Source organism: Aquirufa sp. TARAVU-A1A (genome assembly GCF_054558675.1).
Map to the genome: position 1 here is coordinate 107,061 of NZ_JBPXKP010000008.1, position 20,019 is coordinate 127,079.

A 20,019-nucleotide genomic window follows, 5' to 3' on the forward strand; every position below is an offset into this window, starting at 1 on the left:
AATTATTGTGGTAAATCTTTTTCTAAACCAGCCGACAAAATCGGGAAACGCAACCACGATTTCGGATCTAAACTGTAATCATCTACATGGAAACCTGGCGCATAACGCTCTCTTTTCCACTGATTTCGCGCCCATAAACGGAAAAAGCGATGAATAAATCCATCCAATTGTTCAAGGCTATAATGCGCACCATAAACGTGTTTCAAGGATTCCAAACAAGCGGCTGGGCTTTGGTGTTCATAAAACGACCAGCGTTCAAGCGAATTTAATATCGGATAAGGCATCAAATCTTCCTCATCCACCTGCTTACTATCCAAAGGCCGTAATTCTGCACTCGGCTCTAATTGATTGACATACGCCAAACCAGCCACTCGCCATTGACCTCCCAATCCTTCTTTCTCCATCCAACTCAACCATGTTCGCAAATACGCTTTATCAATACCGGCAATCGGTGAAATAGAACCCGAGGTATCACCATCCATCGTGGCATAACCCACACTCGCTTCCGAGCGATTCGAGGTGGCTAATAGGAGGGCATTTTTGATATTGGCCAACATCCATACGCCCGGGGCACGAACACGAGCTTGCACATTTTGCAAGGTGATATCGTCTTGTTCCCAAGTCAAAGGACGCTGAATTGTTTGCTCAATCAGTCCCCGATAGCCTTGAACCAAGCCATCAATTTCAATTTCATGATGTTCTGTTCCAATGCAGGCTGCCAAAGCCGCGGCAGATTCGCGGGTATCTGCCGACGAGTTGACCGTTCCTTGATAGATGGTCGTCATCAACTGAGCAACCAAATCCTTCTCGTTTGCACACGAATTAATCCAAGGAATATAGGCCAAACGCTTTTTAACAGCCTCCCAACCCAATTCTTCCACAGCCATATGAACGGCAGTAGCACATAAAGACGCAATCGCGGAAGAATCTGCTCCTCCCGAAAGGGAAATAACATATCCATACGAAAAGGATTTTCGCAAATAATCCCACAAACCCAAGGCAATGGAACGCGCAAATTCTTCTTCTTTGATATGGCTTGAAGATTCCCAGGCGTCTATTTGAGGATTAATAAATTGGCCAGTTTTGCTCTTCAACTCACCCATTTGAATCAAATCCTCTGCTTGGGATTTAAATCCGTTCACATCTAACGTTGAGCAAATTAGTTGCGAATCCTGAAACGAAAAACGCTTCGTTTGGGCTAAAATATGGCCATTTTGAGCAATGTAGGCATCTCCATCGAATATCGTCCGACCGGATTCATTGCCGAGTAAATTGGCAAATACATATCCCCCTTGAATAATTTCCGCTCCTTCGATAGCTAATTGTTGGCGCACCTTCGATTTCCCAAACGAAAAATGCGAGGCCGTCGGGTTGCAAATAAATGAAACCCCACGTTTCCCTAAAGCATGCGCAGGCCGCTTCTCTCCTTCCCAAGCATCTTGACAAATCTCAATTCCAAACGTGATTTCCCCTAAACCAAGGCGATAATCCCCAAAGGGAATGTTATCAATCCTGGTTCGTACACCCGCAGGCCAAGCCGTAAACCAGCGCGCTTCGTAATGCAGACCTTCGTTAGCCAAATGCTGTTTGGGAATATAAGCCTGAATTTTGCCTTGATAGAGAACGGCAACGACATTGTATAATCGAGATTCGAATGTCATGGGTAGACCCACCAACAAAACTAAATCCGTGGAATATTCGAGTAATTTATGTACGGATTCCTGCGCTTTTTGCTGTGTAAATGGAGAAAAGAATTGGTCTTCACAACCATAACCCGTCAAACACATTTCCGGCAAACACAATAGATTTGCACCAGCGTCTTTCGCGACTTGAATCGCCCCAATAATGCGTTGGAAGTTACCTTCCCAATCCAGGGGAGTTTGATTTAATACCCCAGCGGCCACATGAATTTTTGGCATATTATCTAGGCTTTTGAGCTGAAACTTTGGGACTAGGCTTAAATATCCGATTCCAAATCTGCTTCGGTTTCGAGGATTTTGTCGCTAATTCGGCATAAGAAACGGTGCGAACATGTTTGTAGCGCGGTGTCCACATCCAAGAAAAGGCTTCATGCGGACGGTAATAATTATCCCCATGCCGATGTTCTACACGTACATGACACGTGGCACGCGGGCAACGTGCCGACCAGCATCCTGCTAAACTAAGGCAAAAAACACAGCCCAAGCATAGCAACAAAAAGGTTCTGGAAAAAGATCTATATACCATGTAACATCAAAAAGAATTCATCAATTAGAACGAATCCTAATTAGTTAAATTACAAATCAACCCGTATTTTTACATTGAATTTAGGCCAACATGGAATTAAACACCAAAGATATAAAATCGGAATTAAAAAGAGGTGATTTTGAATACCCCGTCATGGAATCTTTTTACACGATTCAAGGCGAGGGTAAATACCAAGGCCATGCTGCTTATTTCATTCGATTGGGCGGTTGCGATGTAGGTTGCCACTGGTGCGATGTCAAAGAATCCTGGCCAGTAGACACGCATCCCATAAAATCTATTGACACATTACTATCAGAAGCCCTCGCTTTTCCGGGCCGTCTAGTTGTAATAACAGGCGGAGAGCCTTTGATGCATGATTTAGGTCCATTGACAGAGGCTTTTCAAGCAGCGGGATTTCGCACACACATTGAAACATCGGGAGTTTGTGAGACATTCACGGGTTCTTGGGATTGGATTTGTTTTTCCCCAAAGAAATTCAAAGAACCGAATCCAGCCATTCTTCCTCATGTGCATGAATTGAAGGTGGTTATTTTCCATCCCTCTGATGTTGCTTGGGCGCAAGATTGGGCAGACAATATCAATTCGAACGCGCATTTATACATGCAACCTGAATGGTCTAAGCAAGCAAGCATGAATCCACTCATTGTAGAATTTGTAAAAGCCAATCCAATTTGGCAAATTTCGGTTCAAACCCATAAGTTCCTACAAATCCCTTAAGGTATGTTGGCCTGGCTCATTCCTTTCTTGACTTTATTTGAGCCTTCCGATTCACTTGCCGTGGTATCCGTGGATCCCGTGATCAACGCGTATCGAACGCAATATTTTCCTCAGTTTTTACCGAACCAACAAAAACTGTATTTCACGGTTCGGAAAGAAATGAATTCGGACGAGGAAATTTATTATGCCAATTGGAAAGAAGGGCATTTTGAAACAGCACTACCCATCAGCGAATTAAATCAAGAGAACAACGAGGGAACGCCTACATTTTCGGCTGATGGATTGCACATGATCTTCTCGGGTTGCGAATACCCGAATTCCTTTGGAGGCTGCGATTTGTATGAAACGCACTGGATCGATGGATCATGGACAAAGCCCAAAAACCTAGGTTTTCGAGTGAATAGCCATGATTGGGAAGGGCAACCGCATCTAAGCAACGATGGCAAGAAACTGTTTTTTGCATCTGACCGACCGGGAGGGTTCGGGAAACGCGATTTATGGGTTTCCACCAAAGACGAAGCCGGTCAATGGCAATTTCCGGTCAATTTAGGAACAAGCATCAATAGTGCAGAAGATGAACAGGGGCCTTATTTATTAGCCAAGAAAAACCGCTTCATCTTCTCCAGCAATAAAAAGGGAGGTTTAGGCGGTTTAGATTTCTACCAAATCCCCTACCCGATTTCCGATCAGCCAGCGAAGTCAATCCAACGCATAAACACGGATTACCATGATGCGGGAATTACACCGAGCGAAAAAGCGGAATTCTATTACATTTCACGCAGACTCAATAAACCGAATCAAGATTTAGGCATTGTTAGAGTATACATCCCCGATTCAACCTTGGAGGATTCTAGTCCAGTCATTGTGTTTGAGCAAATCAAATTCGACGACATTGAATTTGAAACCAATGCATGGCAGTTGGATTCGATACCAGCTAGCTTAAGCCAACTGATTACATACCTCACGCAAAATCCAACCAAACAGGTAGAAATCCAAGGACATACTGATGAAGTGGGTGGAGCTGAAAAAAACCTATTACTCTCAGAGAAAAGAGCATTGAGTATCAAAATGGTTTTGATTCAACACCAGATTAAACCAGAACGCATCAAAACAATTGGATTCGGTAATACCCAGCCTAAAATTAAAAATCCGACAGCTTTGGATCGAAAACAAAACCGTCGGATTGAGATTATCGTACATTAACGCTTCTTGCGTTTCTTGGCTTTCCGTTTTTTGTGTTTTTTCTTTTTACTTGACTTTTTACGAATTGGCGTGGGATGTTCTTCCTTTGCAAGCGAATCTCGTTTGAATAAAAAGGTCTTCAAAGAATCGGTCAGTTCCTCCGATGTCAACGCGCGCACCTTCACTTTCGAAATTCCATAAGACACCAATCCCAATTCTTGCGCGGCTACTTTGGAAACATCAATGACACCTCCTCGTAAAAATGGCCCGCGATCATTGACACGAACAATCGTCTTTTTTCCTGTTTTAGGGAATTCCACCTCGACCCAAGTTCCCATGGGAAAAGAGCGATGCGCGGCTGAAAATACAAAAGGATGATAAGGTTCTCCGGATGTTGTTTTACTACCCCAATGGCTTATATGGTAAAACGTTCCGAGTCCTTGCTGCGTTTGAGCATGAAGGCTGGTGAAGGCCAACAAGCCAAGCAGGAAGACATGTTTTATTTGCTTCATAGCTGGCAAAATTAGTCCCTTAATGTCTATAAAACAAAAAGGCCCTCACGATGGAGGGCCTTTTTAACAAATCTTAAAACGATTTAACGCTTGTTAATATCAACAAATGCACGTGGCGTCGCACCTACATAAATTTGACGAGGACGGCCGATTGGCTCTTTATTCGTCATCATTTCTTGGTGTTGTGCAATCCAACCTGGAAGACGACCGATTGCGAAAAGAATCGTGAACATATTCGTTGGGATTCCTAAAGCACGGTAAATAATTCCTGAATAGAAATCGACGTTTGGATACAACTTACGAGCAACAAAATACTCATCGCTTAACGCAGCTGCCTCTAATTCTTGTGCGATTTTCAAAATCGGATCTTGAACGCCTAAAGCTGTCAACACATCATCAGCCGCTTTTTTAATGATACGAGCGCGTGGATCAAAGTTTTTGTAAACACGGTGACCAAAGCCCATTAAACGGAAACCTGAATTCTTGTCTTTCGCCATGGCGATAAACTTCGCAGTATCACCGCCAGCATTTTTAATTTCTTCTAACATCTCAATCACGGCTTGATTTGCACCTCCGTGTAATGGACCAAACAAGGCCATAATACCACCTGAAATACTAGAGAACAAACTCGCATGAGATGAACCAATCAAACGAACTGTTGAAGTAGAGCAGTTTTGCTCGTGGTCAGCATGTAAGATCAATAATTTATTCATCGCTTTCGAAACGATCGAATTTACCTCATAAGCCTCACCTGGTTTTGCAAACATCATTTTCAGGAAGTTTGAGCAATAATCCAATGATTGGTCTGGAGCAACGATACCTTCGCCGATGCTTTTTTTGTAATTCCAAGCCGCATAAATAGGCAATGCAGCTAATAAACGTAAGATATTATCTTCTTTCTCGTCCGTTGAATATTGACCTTCCATCAAACCAACCAAAGCAGACAATTCGCTCATTGGGTGTGTAGAAGTTGGGATAACATGTGCAATGTTCAACAAAGCTTGATTAGCTACTGTATATTTTTGAACGGCAGCTTCAAAAGCATCTAATTGCGCTTGAGTAGGCAATTCACCGTGCAACAACAAATAGGCTACTTCTAAGAAACTAGCTTTGTCGGCTAATTCTTCAATGCTATACCCACAATGTCTTAAAATTCCTTCTTCGCCATCTAAAAATGTAATAGCACTTTTCGTAGCGCCTGTATTTTTATAACCCGGATCGTAGGTAATATAACCTGTCAAATCACGTAATTTGGCGATATCGATGGCTTTTTCGTGTTCTGTACCTTCCAAAGTAGGTAATTCAAAACTTTTACCATCCACATTGATCACTGCATTTTGAGACATAATCTTAATAAATATAATGTATAAGGTCTAGCAATTTAGAGACAGTTTAGTACTGTTCACCAAATTCAAGCCTCTAAGATAATACGATATTTTGAAAGGTTGCTTACCTTTATTAATCCAATTAAAATAAATTTATTTAACACAATTTTTTCTTCGCATATTTCAAAAAATATTGATTTTATGGCTCTCATCTCTGAATTATTCAAAAGCTACGCATTTAGCGCTCAAGAGCGATTTCTTCAATACGTACAAATTGATACGCAATCCGATCCTACATCGTCTAGTAGTCCTACCACATTCAAACAAAAAAACCTAGGAAAGGTTTTGGTGCAGGAATTAATTGATTTGGGTATTCACAACGCTGAATTAGATGAATTCGGATATGTATATGCATCACTTCCGAGCAATGTTAGCCATGAGGTGCCGGGCATTTTCTTCTGCTCGCACATGGACACTTCGCCAGATTGTTCTGGGGAACATGTAAAACCCATCGTTCATCGAAATTATCAGGGCCAAGACCTTGTTCTGCCAGATGACCCATGCGTGGTTATCCGATTGGCAGAACACCCCGATTTAGCGGAACAAATTGGAAATGATATCATCACAGCTAGTGGCTTGACATTATTGGGCGCCGACAACAAAGCCGGAGTCGCAGAAATTATGGACGCGGTGGCATTTTGGATGCAACATCCCGAAGTTCCGCATGGCCCTATTACCATTGTCTTTACGCCGGATGAGGAAGTGGGTCGTGGGACCGACAACATCAATCTTACAAAAATCAATGCCCAATTCGGCTATACCTTAGACGGCGAAAAACGTGGACATCTAGAAAATGAAACCTTTTCTGCTGATAGCTTTCATATCTACATTCAAGGGATTTCTCAACACCCCGGTTTTGCCAAAGGTCGGATGGAAAGTGCCTTAAAAATTGCAGCAGAAATAGTTTCCAAACTACCCAAAGACACCTGCAGCCCTGAAACGACAGAAGAAAAAGAAGGTTTCATTCATCCCACGGATATTCGAGGTGATGTCGAAACAGCTCAGATAGACTTTATTTTAAGGGATTTTGATGCCACACGATTGAAAACCTATGGCGAAGAGCTACAGAAAATTGCTTCTCAGGTCATGAAAAGCTACCCGAAATCAACGGTACGTTTCGAACAAAAAGAACAATACCGAAACATGTACGAGGTTCTTCAGCATCATCCGCATTGCATGGATTTAGCGATGGAAGCGATGCGCTTAGCCGGCTTAAATCCAGAAACACGTTCGATTCGTGGGGGTACAGATGGTTCACGACTAACATTTATGGGTCTCCCCTGCCCGAACATCTTTGCAGGAGAACACGCCTTTCACAGTCGGCAGGAATGGGTTTCCGTCCAGGATATGAATAAGGCGACGGAGACGGTGGTGTATTTGGCGGGGTTGGTGGCTGAAAAGACTAGACGCGATACTTCGCGTCTAGTCTTTTTGGCAAACCTTTAAGGATTGCCAAAGTTTGAGACGCATGAAATGCGTCGATTCCCCAAACATATCCAGGAAAAAGACGCGAAGTATCGCGTCTCTACAAACAAAAAAAAGCGCGAAATTCGCGCCTTTCAAATCTATTCCCACTCAATCGTTGCCGGTGGTTTCGACGAAATGTCATATACCACGCGATTAACGCCTTTGACCTGATTAATAATTTCATTCGAAATACGACCCAAGAACGGATAAGGCAAATGACACCAGTCGGCAGTCATGCCATCCACACTCGTCACCGCACGCAATGCAACAACCTGCTCATACGTCCGCTCGTCGCCCATCACACCCACAGATTGCACCGGCAACAAAATAGCACCGGCTTGCCACACTTGGTCATATAAACCTTCCGACTTCAATCCATTGATGAAAATGGCATCTACTTTTTGAAGAATATCCACCTTCTCTGGCGTAATATCTCCCAAAATACGAATCCCTAATCCCGGACCTGGGAATGGGTGTCTTCCTAAAATATCTTGTGGAATGCCTAAGGTTTTACCCACCAAACGAACTTCGTCCTTAAACAAGGCGTCTAAGGGTTCTACGATCTTCAATTTCATGAAATCAGGTAAACCACCCACATTGTGATGCGACTTAATCGTTGCACTTGGCCCCTTCAAAGAAACCGATTCAATTTTATCGGGATAAATCGTTCCTTGTCCTAACCAAGAAACGCCCTCAATTAAATGCGCCTCTTCATCGAATACCTCAATAAATGTTTTACCAATTGCCTTACGCTTTAATTCAGGATCCGATAAACCTTTCAAGGCATCATAAAAACGTTGTTTGGCATTTACACCTTTCACGTTCAAGCCTAAGGTTTGGTATGATTCCAATACCTGCTCAAATTCGTCTTTGCGTAAAAGACCATTATCAACGAAAATACAATATAAGTTCTTGCCAATCGCATGGTGCAATAAAACCGCCGCAACGGAACTATCAACGCCTCCCGACAAGCCTAATACCACTTTATCTGAACCAATTTTAGCCTTCAATTCAGCCACAGTACGATCCACAAATGAATCTGACGTCCACGTAGGTGCACATCCGCAAATACCTAATACAAAGTTTTGAATTAAAATGCTGCCTTCGGTTGAGTGAGTAACCTCCGGGTGAAATTGAATCCCGTAGATCGGCTTCGAAACATGTGCAAAAGCTGCCACGCGAACCGTTTCTGTAGAACCAATCAATTCATATTCTGCAGGCAATTCCATTATCGTATCGCCATGTGACATCCAAACCTGACCCGTGGCAGATAAGCCTTTCAATAAAGGACTCTCTTTGACACTTGTCATATGCGCCCGACCGTATTCACGATGACCTGAATTCTGCACAGAGCCTCCGCCCTGATGTGCCAATAATTGCGCTCCATAGCAAATACCCAAAATAGGCAAGCTACCAAACAAGCTCAAATCAACCCGTGGAGAATCTTCTTCACGAACGGAACAGGGACTTCCCGACAAAATAATCCCCTTCACCGAATCATCGATTTCAGGAATGTGATTAAAAGGATGGATTTCACAATATACTTGTGCCTCACGAATACGACGCGCAATTAATTGCGTCACTTGAGAACCAAAGTCGAGGATAATAATTTTTTCCGCCATAAAGCCTTTTGCTTAAAAATAAACGGCAAAGGTCGCAATTTCTAGGCAAAAACCGAAAACTAATCCTGATAAATTAAGTAACGCTTCCGCATTTCTTTATATGCATCCAAAGCTGGCTTCCAAGCAGCACGAATTTCTTGCTCTGATTTCCCGGCCAACAAAGCTAAACGAAGGCTATCGGTCCCAGCTAATTTATCAAAAAAGGAAGGAGACGTAAAAAAGCTTTCTTTCCGACCGGTCTTCTCAAACATCTCGATCAAATAGCTCAAACTAAATCCTAGTTTTCGGGTAGATACTGTTCGTAAATCTTTTCCATAGCATAATTGCCCTTTTAAAGGAGGGTCCATCGCACCCTGAAGGGGCAATGGGGTAAAACGATACTCCCCTGCCGCTGGGTTTGGTGTACCGATCACCTGAAATTGCGTATTTGTTCCACGACCTACACTTACAATAGTGGGTTCAAACAAACACAAGGAAGGATATAAACCAATCGACTGATCATTGGGTAAATTAGGAGATGGCGCGATGGGTACATGCACGACACTTTTGTGTGTATATGATGCAACAGGAATCACTTGTAGGTCACATACAACTTTATTGGCTAGCCAACCTTCACCGTTCAGCATTTGGGCATATTCGCCCATCGTCAATCCGTGTACGATTGGAATCGCAGTCAAACCAACAAAAGAGGCAAATTTACTCGAATCCAAAACGGGTCCATCTACATAATGTCCATTGGGATTTGGGCGATCTAAGACGAGCAATTTGACTTTGTTTTCTGCACAGGCTTCTTGAACATATAAAAGCGTCGAGCTATAGGTATAAAAACGTGTCCCAACATCTTGAATATCAAAAATCACGACATCGATGCCTTGTAAATCCTCTGGTGTAGGTTTCTTATGTTTTCCATACAAGGAAACTAAAGCTAAACCCGTTTTCGAATCCACCTCATTATCTATGTGCGCACCCGCATCCGCCGTTCCGCGAAAACCATGTTCAGGGGAGAAAATTCGTTTTACCTGAATACCCAAGGATAAAAGACTGTCGGCCAAATGCGTATTCCCAATCATGGACGTATGATTGACCACCAATGCGACCTGTTTGCCTTGTAAGATAGGCAAATAGGATTTCGTCTGATAAGCTCCGGGAATAACTTGACTATAAGCGATTTGGCTAATGCCAAAAAACAATACGAAGATTAGTTTGTAGTTTCGAAGCAATCCCATTTTCTTTGCGCGTTGGTTTAGATTGACCAAATATCCGATAAAATTTAGAAATAAGAAACCGGTGAATTTCCCATTATTTATTGCCAGGCGAATTCGAAGCACGCAAGACACCTCTTTTTCCAAGACGGTGACCTATGTGGGTATCGGAACGATTGCCCTGGGTGCCGGAATCATTTTAATTGCCTTTTCGATTCTTTTCGGATTCAAAAAAGCGATTCTCAATAAGATGATCAGCTTTTCTGGCGATATGCGTATCTCACAAATTTCTGCCAATCACTCGCTTTCCGAATCTCCGATGACCCGAAATTTAGTTTGGGAAAAACAAATTAGATCGATAGCTGGTGTCGACCACCTACAAGCACACGTTCAAAAACCAGGTATTATCGTTGGCAAAGAAAATATGTCGGGCGTCGTCATTAAAGGCATTGGCTCCGATATGCCCCAAAAGCAAATTCAAGCCAACATGCTTGTCGGCAGTTCAACGATTAAAAATCCACAAGATATTATCCTCAGTAAGAGTTTGGCGAAACAACTCAAAGTGAAACTCAATCAATCGTTGATCCTTTATTTTTTAAGCCAACCAGAAAGGCCGCGTAAAGTACATATAAGCGGGATTTATGAAACAGGACTCGAGGAAATGGATAAGCTCATGGTATTAGCTGATCGCGCTTGGGTTCAAAAAATGAATCAATGGACGGCAGATTCCATCGGCACCTATGAAATCCATTTGGCTAAATCCATTTCGCCGCAAATCATCTTGAACACCTTACCGCACGATTGGAAATTAGAAACGAGCGAAGAATTGTATCCCGCACTTTACGATTGGATGAAAATGCTTGACCGCAACATCTTCATATTCATCAGTTTATTGATGCTCGTTGCTTGCTTTAATTTGATCGCCACCTTATGGGTATTGATTATGGAACGCGTTCCCATGATTGGATTATTGAGTGCTTTAGGCGCAAGTCAAAAACAAATTAGAAACATATTCTGGTGGAATGGGTTCTTCATCTTATTGCGTGGTTTAGGATTTGCTAATGTGTTGGCCGGGGGCTTTTGTTACCTACAAGCAACATATCAACTAATCCCCTTGGATCCAGAGAATTATTACATGTCGGCAGTTCCTATCGAATGGGATGCCATCACTTGGATCTTGGTCAACCTAGGTACCATGTTACTCGTGAGTGTTATGATTTATATCCCGACCCAATTGATCAAAAAAATTGAATTAAAAGATGCCATTAATTATAAAAATTAGCCTGTTTTGTTTAGTCTTTACGGCTAGTTGGGCTCAAGGAATTCGTTACCACGTGGATTTGCAACACATTCAGGACGACCGTGTTCCTGTACAAGTATTTCTACCAAAACAGCAAAAAAACAGCATCGTTTTTTCATTTCCCAAACAGGTTCCAGGAACCTATTCGAATTACGATTTTGGCAGATACATTCAAGACTTTAAAGCCATAGCAAAGGATGGAAAAAGTCTCCCTGTCAAACAAAAAAACGTCAATCAATACCAAATTGAGCAAGCGAATTTACTCGACCATGTAAGTTATTTAGTAAATGACACTTGGGATAGCCCGGAAGTCAAAGGAGAATACATATTTGAACCCGCAGGCACCAACATCCAAGCAGATACGATGTTCGCATTCAATGTGCATGGATTTTTAGGCTATGTAGAGGGACAATCAACAATACCGGTACAGCTAAGCATCGACAAACCAAGCCAGTTATTTGGATCTACCTCATTGGTCAATACAGGCAAAGGGAATAAGGATGTTTTTACGAGTCCCAATTACCAAAGCCTGGTGGACGCGCCCATTATGTATTCGGAAGCGGATACGACCAACTTACAATTTGGTGACACACAAATCCTTGTTTCCGTCTACTCCCCTAACCATACGATTAGCGCGAAACAAATTGCTGAAAACATACGCCCTATGTTGATTGCGCAACGTAATTATCTAGGAGGTAAATTTCCCGTGAAGCGTTATGCATTCATCATTGTACTTTCAGATAATTTGAAAGGGGGTAGTTTTGGCGCTTTGGAACATAGCCATTCCTCATTCTATTATTTACCGGAAGGGACGATTGACCAATTAGGCCAAACGATTCGGGATGTGTGTGCGCATGAATTTTTCCACATCATCACGCCGCTGTCCATCCACTCGGAGGAAATTGGGAATTTTGATTTTATGAATCCAAAGATGTCTCAGCACCTATGGCTCTACGAAGGACTGACTGAATACGCAGCCCATCACATGCAATTGCAAGGAAAATTGATCGATAGCGATGCTTTCTTCCGCACCATACAGGAAAAGAAAGAAACGATGGAGATGCAATTCAAGCAAGACATTTCCTTTACAATCATGAGTAAACAAGTCTTAGGAAAATACAAGGATCAATATGCTAACGTGTATCAAAAAGGTGCCTTGATCGGGTTTGGGTTGGATTTGACCTTACGCCAATTAAGCCATGGCAAATGGAATAACCAATTATTGCTTCAAGCCTTATCCAAGGAATTTGGTCCTACCAAATCCTTTCAAGACGACCAACTATTTGATAAAATCATTCAGATTACGAAACTCCCTGCGCTCAACGATTTTTTCCATGCTTATGTAGCAGGAACCCAGCCTTTACCCATCGAATCCTGGTTACAGCAATTGGGATATACCTGGGATGCGAACCAACAAGAAGATGCGAAAACCTTGGGCTTCGACCCGCAGGGATTATCGATCAACACAGATACCAAACGAGCTATCATACAATCTAATTCAGCTATCAATTCGCTTGGGAAATTGATGGGCATGCAAGCAAAGGATGAATTGGTGGCTATTAATGGCTTACCTACCGACATCGAAAACTTCGTAAAGAACACACAGAAAATTCTGCAAATCATTCAACCGGGTGATACCTTGGCCTGGGATATTGCGCGGAAAGGGGCTGACGGGAATTACCAAACGATGCACTTGAAAGCACCCTATTTTGTTATTCAGCAAGCTAGCCGACAAGCCATCCGACCTGTTAAAAACCCAAGCAAAGAACAATTAGACTTACGAGCTAATTGGATGCAATAAAAAATCCCCGACGATGTCGCCGAGGATTCTGAATTTACTGAGGCGATTGTGCCTCGACGACCGCAATGGCGACCATGTTGACGATTTCTCGAACACTCGCACCTAATTGAAGTATGTGCGTTGGTTTCCCTAAGCCCAATAAAATAGGACCTACATATTCGATATCAGCTGCTTCCTTCAATAAATTGTAGGCAATATTAGCGGCCGACAAATTCGGGAAGATTAATGTATTTGCCGTTTCATTACCTAATGCCGCGAACGGATAATTCTGTTGGCGTAATTCCTTATCAAACGCTAAATGCGCTTGCATCTCCCCTTCGATAATCCAATCCGGATGTTTCTCTTGTAAGATTTGAGTCGCCTGACGCATTTTAATCGCATCCGCTCCATCGGCCGAACCGAAGTTCGAGTAACTCAATAATGCAATCCTTGGAATGATATTAAATCGCTTCACGGCTTTGGCAGTCAATTCAGTAATCTCGACGATATCCTCAACACTCGGTTCGAAGTTGACCGTCGTATCCGAAAAGAACAGTGGCCCCTTGTTTGACAACAATAAATACATACCCGACACCTTCTTAACCCCTTTTTGCTTGCCAATAATCTGCAAGGCTGGTCGGATTGATTCCGGATAGTTTTTTGTCAGGCCTGAAATCACACCATCGGCGCGATTTGTTTCCAGCATCATCGCAGCGAAATAATTACTCTTCCGCACTTGCTTGTTGGCCTCCCAGCGCGTCACCCCTCTCCGCTTCCGTTTCTCATAGAACAGTTCGGCAAATTCCGCAACTAGATCCGCATTATCGGCATGTTTAAAATCCATGATTTCGGTTTTCCCTAAGTCCAAATGATTTTCTTCGCAAATCGCTTGAATCTTTTCGCGGGAGCCTAATAAAATGGGTTTCGCAATCCCTTCGTCGAGCACCTCGCGAACCGCTTTCAAAACCTTCAAGTTCTCCGCATCCGCGAATAAAATACGTTTCGGTTTGCTCTTCGCCCGCTTCAGAATAAACTTCATGACTTGGTTATCCAAGCCGAGGCGTTTCGCTAATTGCAATTCATAGGCCTCCCAATTCGTGATTGGTTTTGTCGCAACGCCAGACTCCATCGCGGCTTTTGCAACGGCCATGGAAACCGTCGTGATAAGACGTGGATCAACCGGTTTGGGTATGATATAGTCTGGTCCAAAAGACAAGCTCTTTTCATTGTAGGCCAAATTCACGATATCAGGAACTGGCTTTTTCGCCAAGCAAGCGAGTGCTTTGGCTGCGGCCAATTTCATTTCATCGTTAATCTCGGTTGCGCGGACATCGAGCGCCCCGCGGAAAATGAATGGAAATCCTAAGACATTGTTCACTTGATTTGGAAAATCCGAACGACCTGTAGCCATAATGAGATCCTCACGAACCGCTTTTGCTTCCTCATATCCGATTTCCGGGGTAGGGTTCGCCATCGCAAAAACTATCGGTTGGGCCGCCATTGTCGCAACCATTTCTGGCTTTAAAATATTGCCCACCGACAAGCCTAAAAAGACATCCGCCCCTTGCATCGCTTCCGCTAAAGTCACTTGTTTACCGGCAGGACCCGCCAACGGAGCAACATAGGGATTTAAATCGGTACGATCTTTGGATACTAATCCGTCTTTATCAAAAATGTAGAAATTCTCAATTCGGGCGCCTAATTTCAAGTAGAGTTTCACACAAGAAATGGCAGCTGCACCTGCACCAGAAATTACAAAACGGGCTTCTTCGATTTTCTTCCCTACAATCTCCAAGGCATTAATCAAGGCAGCTGAAGAAATAATGGCCGTACCATGCTGGTCATCGTGCATGATCGGAATCTTGAGGCGCTTCTTTAATTTATCTTCAATTTCAAAGCATTCGGGACTCTTAATGTCTTCTAAATTAATACCTCCGAAGGTAGGTTCTAAGTTGACCACCGTCTCCACGAACTGATCGGGATCCGTGCAAGCCAATTCTAAATCAAATACATCGATATCCGAGAATACTTTGAAAAGTACCCCCTTCCCTTCCATGACCGGTTTACTCGCTTCGGGACCAATGTTTCCCAAACCGAGAACGGCCGTACCGTTTGAGATGACACCGACCAAATTACCTTTGGCCGTGTAATCATATACTTTTTCAATGTTGGCCGCAATCTCCAAGCAGGGTTCGGCAACTCCGGGGGAATAAGCAAGTGATAAATCCCGTTGGGTTGCTGTAGATTTTGTTGGTTTTACTTCGATTTTCCCCGGTTTCCCACCTGCGTGGTATTCGAGGGCATCTTCTTTTAAAATGGATGAAGTGGACATAAACGTTTATAAATTAGGCTTCTGGTTGATGAAATTCTCCTTCGTGTTTGGCGAGCCAAATGGTGGCTACCCCGTTTCCAATAAAATTGGTGATGGCGCGGGCTTCCGACATGAATCGGTCCACACCTAGTAATAATGCGAGACCTTCCAATGGAATAACCTGCAAGGCGCTTAGCGTAGAGGCTAATACCACAAAACCACTACCCGTAACCCCGGCAGCACCTTTGGACGTAACCATCAAGACGCCAATGATGGTTAATAATTGTTCAAAACTTAATTGGATTCCATATACCTGCGCTAAAAACAAGGTGGCCATGGACAAATAAATACTCGTTCCATCGAGGTTGAACGAATAACCGGCAGGAACGACAAGGCCCACGACCGATTTGGAACAACCCATGCGTTCCAATTTTTTCATCAACGAAGGCAAAGCTGCCTCAGAAGATGAGGTTCCCAAAACGATCAACAATTCTTCTTTGATGTAATTCAAAAAAGCGGTGATGCGTTCTCCACAACTACGCATGATGAGGGCCAAAACGACAAAAATAAAGATTCCCATCGTCGCATAAACGGAAACCATTAGCTTGGCGAGCGGTAATAATGAATGAATCCCAAATTTACCGATTGTGTAAGCCATTCCGCCTAAAGCACCCAAAGGAGCTAAATACATCACCTTTTTCAAGCCCCAGAAAACCCAATGTTCCGCTTGGTGCATGCCGGCAATCATGCGCGCTTTTCCGCGTACGAAATTTAAAAAGGAACCAAAGAACAAAGAGAAGCCTAAGACCTGAATGGTAAAATTCTCTTTCAAAAAAATCATCCAACTAAACGAAGCAGCCTTTTGGGTAAATTTCGAAATATCCCCACCGGCAATTTCCGACCGAATAACCCCCTCGCCCGGAGTTAATAAATGCGAAACGCCCAACCCAATAATCAGTGCCAAAGTGGTTACGACCTCAAAATACAATAAAGCTTTACCACCTACACGACCCACCTTTTTCAAATTCCCCATGTTGACAATCCCTAAACTGATCGTCAAGAAGATGATGGGATGAATAAACAACTTCACTAAACTGATAAAAACACCCGAGAGCACCTCGCTCAAACTTTTACCGATCGAAATTTCGGTACCTAAAAACGAATAACTGACTTTATCCGCTAAGACGGTGTGTAAGGCTATTTCAGGAAAAAAATGGCCAACAAGCACACCGATCAAAATAGATAACAGAACCCAAAATGTTAGATTATGTGTAATATTTTTACGAATCATACGTTAAAGCGAGGTTATCTAACAAATGTAAGGAACAAAAAGGAGAAATTCGAGGTTTGCGATTGTAAGCTTATTTACCGAAATTTACAGACTCATTTTATTCCAATTTTTACCTATGTCGAATTCCATTAAGTGCCTTATTATCGGGTCGGGTCCAGCGGGTTATACCGCCGCAATTTATGCTTCACGTGCAGGTTTACAGCCTGTGATGTATCAAGGTGGCCAACCAGGAGGCCAATTAACCACAACAACTGAAGTGGATAATTTCCCGGGATACCCGAATGGAATTGACGGTCCCGCGATGATGGTGGATTTAGAAAATCAAGCCAAACGTTTCGGAACCGATGTGCGTTATGGCATGGCGACTAAGGTAGATTTTACGTGCCAACCGAAGAAAGTGTGGATTGATGATACAACCGAAATCCTGGCTGATTCCGTGATTATTGCTACAGGTGCATCCGCAAAATGGTTGGGACTCGAAGGCGAGAAAACATTCAATGGCTTAGGCGTTTCAGCTTGTGCGGTGTGTGACGGATTCTTCTATCGCAACCAAACGGTTGCTGTTGTAGGAGCTGGCGATACAGCAGCGGAGGAAGCGAGTTATTTGGCCAATTTATGTACGGAAGTGCATTTAATTGTACGTAGAGATCAAATGCGCGCTTCATTGATTATGCAAGAGCGTGTGAAAAATAATCCTAAAATTACCATTCACTGGAATTCTGAAACAGAAGAGATTTTAGGAGATGCCAATGGCGTAACAGGCATTCGCATTAAAAACAATGTCACACAAGCAACCGAAGAAATTGCCTTGACAGGTTTCTTTGTGGCGATTGGTCACCAACCGAATACAAGCATTTTCAAAGGCCAATTAGACATGGATGCGCAAGAGTATTTAATCACGGAGAAAGGAAGTTCTCGCACGAATATTCCAGGCGTATTTGCGTGTGGAGATGTGCAGGATACGACTTACCGACAAGCCGTTACAGCTGCAGGAAGTGGTTGTATGGCCGCTTTGGACGCCGAAAGATGGTTGGCGGCCAACAATTTACACTAAAATACCTATATGAATTTTAGCAAAATCATTCTGGGCATGTGCATGGTCTTCGCGACCCTGAGTACGTATGCTCAAGAAAAAAAGCTTTTCAAGAAAAATACCAAAATCGAATCTAAGCCAAGTTCCTCTTTATACCAGGATAAATCGGCCAAAAAAGATGATTTGGATGATTTGCCACCCTTGACTTTTCGTACGGAAAGCGAGAGTACGGCAACGGCTATTCAGGGCTCAGAGATGCAGGAACGCAAGTATGAACCTTTGAAAATTCTAAATCCAACGATTAGTAATTTTGATACGACATCCATCGACGAAGGGGAAGCCTTAGTCGTTGAAATTGAAGAAGAGAATGCGCCGGTAGGAACAGAAGATTTCGTTTCTGTTGCTTCTTATTATTCGATATGGGATACCAAGAGCATTGATCCATACGATATTAATGCCAAAGAATTTGATGAACCCATTGATTTGGAATTGTATAATTTGCCGGCAGGTCGTAATTGGGCACCGCCATTGGCCGTTGTGAAACAAACCAGTCCTTTTGGACCGCGTTGGGGGCGTTTGCATGCGGGAGTCGACTTGGATTTAGAGACAGGCTACCCGATTTATGCACCTTTTGACGGCATCGTTCGCGTGGTGAATTATGACGGAGGCGGCTATGGAAAATACATGGTTTTGCGCCATTATAATGGACTAGAGACATTATTTGGCCACATGTCAAAGCAAGGATTAGAACCTGGAACCTTTGTTAAAGCTGGCGATGAGATTGGCTTAGGCGGAAATACTGGTCGGAGCACAGGATCCCACCTGCATTTTGAAACACGCTACGAAGGAAATCCATTCAACCCGAATCAAGTATATAATTTTGGAACTGGTGAACCTTTGTCGGACCATTTATTAATCACCGCCCAAACCTTCAACATCCGTGCCCTATCCTTACGTAACGAATATGGCAGTGCGGGTGAGAAAATTCGCAGCAGACGTAAAGTTTGGACCAAAGTACGCTCAGGCGACTCCCTATATTCGATAGCACAGCGTGCTGGAATATCAGCGAACAAATTAGCCAAATTGAATGGTTTGCGTATGACCTCAACCATCCGCGCAGGAAGACGCCTACGTATTCACTAAGCCCATGAAACTAGACATACTTGTATTAGCAGCTCACCCGGATGACGCGGAATTAGCCGTGGCAGGAACGATTGTATCGGCCATTGCCCAAGGGAAGAAAGTAGGGATTGTCGACTTTACCCGTGGTGAATTAGGTACCCGCGGCACACCTGAAATTCGTTTAGCGGAATCAGCAGCGGCGAGCGAAATCTTAGGAATCCATGCGCGCGAAAATTTAGAATTAGCGGATGGTTTTTTCCAAAATGATCGCGAGAGCCAATTAAAGCTCGTCCAAGCTATCCGTAAATACCAACCAGATATCGTGCTTGCAAACGCATTGGAAGATCGGCATCCCGATCATGGCAAGGGAGCAAAATTGGCCATTGATGCCTGTTTTTTGAGTGGCTTACGTAAGATTGAAACTGGCTTAGCCCCTTGGAGACCGAAACATGTCTATCATTACATCCAGGATCGCTATTTAAAACCCGATTTTGTGGTGGATATTTCCGCACATTGGGAAACAAAAGAAGCCGCAATCCGTGCTTTCAAGAGTCAATTTTTTGACCCAAATTCCTCCGAACCCGCATCTTACATTTCCAGCCCTGATTTCCTAGCTTTCATCGAAGCCCGTGCCCAAGAAATGGGACATAAGATTGGGGTGAAATATGGGGAGGGATTTCAGACGCAGGCGACGATTCAGATGAGTCTTTAAATTATAGCTTTGAGTCGTCCTAAAATAGGTTGACAGTTTTAGATTGATTTTAAGGGGTCGGAGAATATATTTTCTTCGACTCTTTTTCATGAATAAAGTTAGGGGTTTTCATGTTTAAATTTAGGTGGGGTCTCTC

General features: G+C 43.2%; 16 protein-coding genes. 8 read left to right on the forward strand and 8 right to left on the reverse strand.

The genetic code is table 11. The features are described 5' to 3' along the window. Positions 1-2: 2 nt before the first annotated feature. Together V7S75_RS11295 and V7S75_RS11300 are read right to left on the reverse strand one after the other, a co-directional pair. Positions 3-1,919 (reverse strand): nitrilase-related carbon-nitrogen hydrolase, encoded by a 1,917-nt coding sequence (locus V7S75_RS11295; RefSeq protein WP_459513979.1) that lies wholly within the window; start codon positions 1,917-1,919, stop codon positions 3-5. Position 1,920: 1 nt separating this feature from the next. Next, positions 1,921-2,226 carry a hypothetical protein gene (locus tag V7S75_RS11300; protein WP_459513980.1) on the reverse strand — a complete coding sequence of 102 codons (306 nt, stop codon included), beginning with the start codon at positions 2,224-2,226 and terminating at the stop codon, positions 1,921-1,923. A gap of 90 nt (positions 2,227-2,316) precedes the next feature. Here V7S75_RS11300 and V7S75_RS11305 point away from each other — a divergent pair, with 90 nt between their 5' ends. Together V7S75_RS11305 and V7S75_RS11310 are read left to right on the forward strand one after the other, a co-directional pair. Then, positions 2,317-2,964, forward strand: coding sequence for a 7-carboxy-7-deazaguanine synthase QueE (locus V7S75_RS11305; protein WP_459513982.1), 648 nt, complete (start codon positions 2,317-2,319; stop codon positions 2,962-2,964). Between the two features lie 3 nt (positions 2,965-2,967). Then, positions 2,968-4,167, forward strand: a complete 1,200-nt coding sequence (locus V7S75_RS11310; protein ID WP_459513983.1) for an OmpA family protein — start codon at positions 2,968-2,970, stop codon at positions 4,165-4,167. Here the strand turns inward: V7S75_RS11310 and V7S75_RS11315 are convergent. Then, positions 4,164-4,658, reverse strand: coding sequence for a septal ring lytic transglycosylase RlpA family protein (locus V7S75_RS11315; protein WP_459513985.1), 495 nt, complete (start codon positions 4,656-4,658; stop codon positions 4,164-4,166). The genes V7S75_RS11310 and V7S75_RS11315 overlap by 4 nt on opposite strands. Before the next feature lie 83 nt (positions 4,659-4,741). Beyond that, the gene (locus tag V7S75_RS11320) at positions 4,742-6,004 is read right to left on the reverse strand and encodes a citrate synthase (RefSeq protein WP_459513986.1); all 1,263 of its coding nucleotides are present in this window, start codon (positions 6,002-6,004) and stop codon (positions 4,742-4,744) included. Positions 6,005-6,184: 180 nt separating this feature from the next. On the opposite strand from V7S75_RS11320, the gene pepT reads away from it, so the two are divergent. Then, positions 6,185-7,489, forward strand: coding sequence for a peptidase T (gene pepT, locus V7S75_RS11325; protein ID WP_459513988.1), 1,305 nt, complete (start codon positions 6,185-6,187; stop codon positions 7,487-7,489). Positions 7,490-7,608: 119 nt separating this feature from the next. On the opposite strand, the gene guaA is transcribed toward pepT, so the two are convergent. Together guaA and V7S75_RS11335 are read right to left on the reverse strand one after the other, a co-directional pair. Further along, positions 7,609-9,132 carry a glutamine-hydrolyzing GMP synthase gene (gene guaA, locus V7S75_RS11330; RefSeq protein WP_459513989.1) on the reverse strand — a complete coding sequence of 508 codons (1,524 nt, stop codon included), beginning with the start codon at positions 9,130-9,132 and terminating at the stop codon, positions 7,609-7,611. Positions 9,133-9,191: 59 nt separating this feature from the next. Beyond that, positions 9,192-10,358: an exo-beta-N-acetylmuramidase NamZ family protein gene (locus V7S75_RS11335; RefSeq protein ID WP_459513991.1), complete on the reverse strand. Its 1,167-nt coding sequence runs from the start codon at positions 10,356-10,358 to the stop codon at positions 9,192-9,194. Between the two features lie 61 nt (positions 10,359-10,419). Here V7S75_RS11335 and V7S75_RS11340 point away from each other — a divergent pair, with 61 nt between their 5' ends. Next, a complete protein-coding gene (locus V7S75_RS11340) occupies positions 10,420-11,616 on the forward strand; it encodes an ABC transporter permease (protein ID WP_459513993.1) in 1,197 nt (398 codons plus the stop codon). Then, the gene (locus V7S75_RS11345) at positions 11,594-13,435 is read left to right on the forward strand and encodes a M61 family metallopeptidase (RefSeq protein ID WP_459513994.1); all 1,842 of its coding nucleotides are present in this window, start codon (positions 11,594-11,596) and stop codon (positions 13,433-13,435) included. Before V7S75_RS11340 ends, V7S75_RS11345 begins: the two co-directional genes overlap by 23 nt. A 34-nt stretch (positions 13,436-13,469) precedes the next feature. Here the strand turns inward: V7S75_RS11345 and V7S75_RS11350 are convergent, their stop codons facing one another. Together V7S75_RS11350 and V7S75_RS11355 are read right to left on the reverse strand one after the other, a co-directional pair. Continuing rightward, the gene (locus V7S75_RS11350) at positions 13,470-15,746 is read right to left on the reverse strand and encodes an NADP-dependent malic enzyme (RefSeq protein WP_459513995.1); all 2,277 of its coding nucleotides are present in this window, start codon (positions 15,744-15,746) and stop codon (positions 13,470-13,472) included. Positions 15,747-15,759: 13 nt separating this feature from the next. Continuing rightward, positions 15,760-17,016 (reverse strand): cation:dicarboxylate symporter family transporter, encoded by a 1,257-nt coding sequence (locus V7S75_RS11355; RefSeq protein WP_459513997.1) that lies wholly within the window; start codon positions 17,014-17,016, stop codon positions 15,760-15,762. A gap of 115 nt (positions 17,017-17,131) precedes the next feature. On the opposite strand from V7S75_RS11355, the gene trxB reads away from it, so the two are divergent. From trxB to bshB1, 3 genes are read left to right on the forward strand one after another with little or no spacing between them, the layout of a single operon-like run. Continuing rightward, positions 17,132-18,070 (forward strand): thioredoxin-disulfide reductase, encoded by a 939-nt coding sequence (gene trxB / locus V7S75_RS11360; RefSeq protein WP_459513999.1) that lies wholly within the window; start codon positions 17,132-17,134, stop codon positions 18,068-18,070. Between the two features lie 9 nt (positions 18,071-18,079). Next, positions 18,080-19,192 (forward strand): peptidoglycan DD-metalloendopeptidase family protein, encoded by a 1,113-nt coding sequence (locus tag V7S75_RS11365; protein ID WP_459514001.1) that lies wholly within the window; start codon positions 18,080-18,082, stop codon positions 19,190-19,192. Between the two features lie 4 nt (positions 19,193-19,196). Continuing rightward, positions 19,197-19,883, forward strand: coding sequence for a bacillithiol biosynthesis deacetylase BshB1 (gene bshB1 / locus V7S75_RS11370; RefSeq protein ID WP_459514003.1), 687 nt, complete (start codon positions 19,197-19,199; stop codon positions 19,881-19,883). Positions 19,884-20,019: the final 136 nt, after the last annotated feature.

Bases quoted from the DNA above. Each gene is read 5' to 3' on its own strand.
- trxB (WP_459513999.1), top strand. From the start codon at position 17,132: ATGTCGAATTCCATTAAGTGCCTTATTATCGGGTCGGGTCCAGCGGGT.
- V7S75_RS11305 (WP_459513982.1), top strand. From the start codon at position 2,317: ATGGAATTAAACACCAAAGATATAAAATCGGAATTAAAAAGAGGTGAT.
- V7S75_RS11335 (WP_459513991.1), bottom strand. From the start codon at position 10,358: ATGGGATTGCTTCGAAACTACAAACTAATCTTCGTATTGTTTTTTGGC.
- V7S75_RS11315 (WP_459513985.1), bottom strand. From the start codon at position 4,658: ATGAAGCAAATAAAACATGTCTTCCTGCTTGGCTTGTTGGCCTTCACC.
- V7S75_RS11365 (WP_459514001.1), top strand. From the start codon at position 18,080: ATGAATTTTAGCAAAATCATTCTGGGCATGTGCATGGTCTTCGCGACC.
- V7S75_RS11300 (WP_459513980.1), bottom strand. From the start codon at position 2,226: ATGGTATATAGATCTTTTTCCAGAACCTTTTTGTTGCTATGCTTGGGC.
- V7S75_RS11320 (WP_459513986.1), bottom strand. From the start codon at position 6,004: ATGTCTCAAAATGCAGTGATCAATGTGGATGGTAAAAGTTTTGAATTA.
- V7S75_RS11350 (WP_459513995.1), bottom strand. From the start codon at position 15,746: ATGTCCACTTCATCCATTTTAAAAGAAGATGCCCTCGAATACCACGCA.
- pepT (WP_459513988.1), top strand. From the start codon at position 6,185: ATGGCTCTCATCTCTGAATTATTCAAAAGCTACGCATTTAGCGCTCAA.
- V7S75_RS11345 (WP_459513994.1), top strand. From the start codon at position 11,594: ATGCCATTAATTATAAAAATTAGCCTGTTTTGTTTAGTCTTTACGGCT.
- V7S75_RS11295 (WP_459513979.1), bottom strand. From the start codon at position 1,919: ATGCCAAAAATTCATGTGGCCGCTGGGGTATTAAATCAAACTCCCCTG.
- V7S75_RS11355 (WP_459513997.1), bottom strand. From the start codon at position 17,016: ATGATTCGTAAAAATATTACACATAATCTAACATTTTGGGTTCTGTTA.
- V7S75_RS11310 (WP_459513983.1), top strand. From the start codon at position 2,968: ATGTTGGCCTGGCTCATTCCTTTCTTGACTTTATTTGAGCCTTCCGAT.
- bshB1 (WP_459514003.1), top strand. From the start codon at position 19,197: ATGAAACTAGACATACTTGTATTAGCAGCTCACCCGGATGACGCGGAA.
- guaA (WP_459513989.1), bottom strand. From the start codon at position 9,132: ATGGCGGAAAAAATTATTATCCTCGACTTTGGTTCTCAAGTGACGCAA.